We start from the raw sequence: 2,981 nt of genomic DNA, 5'->3' as shown, positions 1-2,981 counted from the left end.
CGCATTCTCAAACATGTTTAATTCCCTTAATTTATTTACCTCCGATACGAAAGTACCCTTAGGATATTCCTTCAAATACCTATCATACCCTGAAATTGTATTTTCTTTTTTCGCATTGCTAAATTTAAGATCTTCTCTCATTTTTTTTGCTTGGGGTGCAAATTTACTGTCTCCATATTCCTGAATAAATTTGTTATAAGCCTCGACAGTGTTTTTCTCTTGGGCGGTTCTAAATGCCCCTCCTGCACATCCTATAAATATCATTATTATTAATGAGATGACAAACAGCCACTTGTTTGATATAGATTTATTTTTCATTTCTTTTCCTCCTTATTTAATATTTTGAATCAGAAAATGAAGAAAACATACCGTCGCGATTTTGCGGCGAAGGAACCGAGTCCACCAAAAACCGCAGGTTATGTATTTACGGTTACAATTGTCTTTATAATTACTTTGTTAAAACATCTTGTTTAATTTTTCCATCACCATACTTATCACTTTGGAAATTAATCACCCGATGACCATCATTATTGGCCCTCACATCAATTTCAAACGGCCATTCATCAATTACATTTTCGACATAATATTGTATTAACTTATTGGAATTTTCCCTAAAAACAACCTTAGTTTCAATAATTTTTCCATCTCTTTCTCTTTGAGCATCAAGATAAAGTTGTCTTGATTCTTTTGGCAAAAGACCCTGGTCAATTAGACGATCAGCATAGTTATCCACGTGGAAAGCTCCTATTATCTCGCGGCTAACCTCATTTATACATACAAGAGTGACATCATTCATATCAGTAACAAATGGAAGCTCAGCTATTCTTTCCTTTTCCCAGTAATTTATCTTTCTATAACGGCTGCTATCAAATGAATATATGTATGCCTGCTTCGATATAGTTTCTCCGCTACCTGATCTATAAGTCAGATAGATTCTATCAAAAGGTATTTTACTTTTTATTAAAAATGGAATTTGTTCTTTATGATCAAACATTCTGTCCTCAAGAGCATACTTCGGAGCCAATAATGTCATATTTTTATTGGTATATACCTCTGAATATGGCCTGCCATAAGTACTTCGCACTAGATCCTCATTATATAAAATAGTTTCTTTTTTTACTTCTACACTTAAATCGCTATTTCCGCACCCTCCTCCTGAAAAGGTTAACATAGCACCTAAAATAAGGATGAAGATCGAATTTGAAGAACCTTTTAACCAATACAAAGCTTTTCTCATCATTGTTCATTCCTTAAAAAATAACTATAGTTATTCAGGGAAAATCTCGAATTGCGCACACTTTTGGCTCAATTCCCCAATTCCCAGGTCATTTTTCATTCCGATCAAGGATTGGTGGTATCCATTCATTCCTATCATAACCAATTGATAGGTCATACAATAATTAACATCCTACCTTGTTTCTATTCAATCTGGTTTGCATGCTTATGGGGTTTTCCCCTGAAGTACGCACAATCACTTATTTTTGCGTTTGAACCGTCGCCCTTCACATAATGACCAATATTGAGGTCAGGCGATACACACAGCCCAGGGTCCAGTCAAACACATGATGTTGTGGTCGGCCCTTTTTATGAAGGCTAAAGAATAATCGAGTATATCACAAGCTGTTGAAGATCAAATGGCGCTGCAGATATCAATACCAAAGCACAACTTCAGCATTATTACAGATACATCAATCAAGCACAATCAAGCGCGTTCGATAATCCCCAGGATTACCAAACAAAACGGCCCAGGTCCTCCAAGGCCGTTCGTTATGATTAATTCTCGTAAAGCATCCCCCTACCCCCATCCAGATCAAACCGATCCATCGATGATTCAGTCGCGGCCGTCAACGCCTCGATCGGGTCATCCAGTGTCATCATGGGAATCGGTCGCCTTCACCCACCGAACAGCTCCGGCAGGTCGCCCCAGCGCGAATCCGGATCCGCGCTGATTTGTTCGAACAGCGCTTCCAGTCTCTGCCACAGGGTGTCGTCGACCAACTCGTAGGAGTGTCCCCAGAAGTAAAAAACACCGCAGCGCTTGGCATCGTCGTAGCGCTGCCAAAAATCCGGCGCCTGAAAATGGCAGCTGGGGTGAAATGCCATGGGGTCCGCCGGAGGAAAGACATCTGCCGTCGATTCCACCGTGCGGGCATACACGTGCCCGGTTTCGCGGACCATCGCCATCACCGCCGGGTTGACAGCACCGAAAGGGTAGACAAAGCCTGCAACCCGCTGTCCGAAAAACTGCCGCAGCCGTTCGCGGCCAACGGCGATCTCGTGCCGCGCCGCTGAGCCCGGCATCTCGCACAGGTTGGGATGGGTCAGGCTGTGGTTGGCGATGGTAAACCCGTCATAGACGCCCCGCATCTCACCCCATCCCAGGCGCCAGACCTCCTGGCCCGCATGCATCCAGCCGAACCGGCGCTGATTGTCGTGCAGGCCGGCGCACAGGTTGAACGTGGCCGGTATATCCAGGCGACGCAGCAAATCCGTCAGACGGGCGTCGGTGGTCACCCCGTCGTCCCAGCACTGGACGACGATGCATGGGCTGGCTGGCATGGGTCAGCGTGCCAGGCGTCTGAACGGATAGATCATGCGAATCATCTCCTCATATGGCCACTTCACCTGTCGACCAAACGTACCCAGGTCCCTGTCTGAAACACTCCCGAGCCATGACTCAGGTCGCTGGTAGCAGGCTGTGCAGCCTGCGGATGTGCGCCGGTCGTGTGCCACAGCAGCCGCCGATCACCGTGGCGCCGGCGGCCAGCCACCGGATCGCATGGGCGGCATAGGCGTCCGGATCCAGATCGTCGCGCAGGGAGATCAGCCCATCGGTAGCCTTGTCACCATCCAGCCGCCAGTCCGCTGGAATGGGGTGAAAGGTATTGGCATACCCGCCGATGCGCCGCTGGGTGGCCGTGGCGGCGGCCAGGAGCGGAACGGCCCGGGTCACGCTTGCCGGAGAACAGCAGTTGACGAGG

At 46.9% G+C, this 2,981-nt stretch carries 4 protein-coding genes; all 4 read right to left on the bottom strand.

The features are described from left to right. Positions 1 to 318 (bottom strand): tetratricopeptide repeat protein (locus JCM12296_RS33740; RefSeq protein WP_157068159.1); only part of this gene is annotated, 318 nt, incomplete at its 3' end. 130 nt (positions 319 to 448) lie between these two features. Beyond that, a complete protein-coding gene (locus tag JCM12296_RS33735; RefSeq protein ID WP_054702382.1) occupies positions 449 to 1,240 on the bottom strand; it encodes a hypothetical protein in 792 nt (263 codons plus the stop codon). A 653-nt stretch (positions 1,241 to 1,893) separates the two neighbouring features. Further along, positions 1,894 to 2,559 (bottom strand): polysaccharide deacetylase family protein, encoded by a 666-nt coding sequence (locus JCM12296_RS33730; protein WP_054702379.1) that lies wholly within the window; start codon positions 2,557 to 2,559, stop codon positions 1,894 to 1,896. Between the two features lie 118 nt (positions 2,560 to 2,677). Further along, positions 2,678 to 2,981 (bottom strand): homocysteine S-methyltransferase family protein (locus JCM12296_RS33725; RefSeq protein ID WP_172684247.1); only part of this gene is annotated, 304 nt, incomplete at its 5' end.

The organism is Desulfosarcina cetonica JCM 12296 (assembly GCF_001311845.1).
In the GTDB taxonomy this organism is placed as follows: domain Bacteria; phylum Desulfobacterota; class Desulfobacteria; order Desulfobacterales; family Desulfosarcinaceae; genus Desulfosarcina; species Desulfosarcina cetonica.
The sequence above is the reverse complement of the archived record's forward strand: the minus strand, read 5'-3'. Positions and strand labels throughout refer to the sequence as shown.